This is a genomic window from Mesorhizobium sp. M7A.F.Ca.CA.004.12.1.1, assembly GCF_003997835.1.
GTDB lineage: Bacteria > Pseudomonadota > Alphaproteobacteria > Rhizobiales > Rhizobiaceae > Mesorhizobium.
The window spans coordinates 1-431 of sequence record NZ_RZRK01001523.1; the positions used below are offsets into that span (position 1 = coordinate 1).

Genomic DNA, 431 nt, shown 5'->3' on the forward strand with positions numbered 1-431 from the left:
GCTCGGCACGGAGCTGGGGCCGCGTCATCCTTCGCTGATCGCAGCCCAGCAGCAGCTGCGCGACACGCGCCAGCTGATCGCGCGCGAGCTCGGCCGCATCGCCACCGCCACCGAGACGGACTACGAACGGGCGCTGGCCAACCAGCAGGCGCTGGAAGCCAAGGTCGCCGGCATGAAGAGCAAGTCGCTCGACACCGACCAGGCCTCGGTGCGGCTGCGCGAATTGCAGCGCGATCTCGAGGCGCTGCGTTCCGTCTACTCGAACTATCTCCAGCGCGCCCAGGAGACGCGCGAGCAGATCAATGTCGACAGCACCAATGCGCGCATCATCTCCAATGCCATGCCCGCCTTGAAGAAAAGCTGGCCGCCTTTGCCGCTGCTGTTGCTGGGCGCGATATTCGGCGGCCTCGGGCTCGGCACCGGTCTGGCGC

At 67.5% G+C, this 431-nt stretch carries 1 protein-coding gene; it reads left to right on the forward strand.

The window, feature by feature from the left end; genetic code table 11:
• A partial coding sequence (locus tag EN984_RS37365; RefSeq protein WP_281057406.1) for a GNVR domain-containing protein occupies nucleotides 1–431 on the forward strand: 431 nt, incomplete at both ends.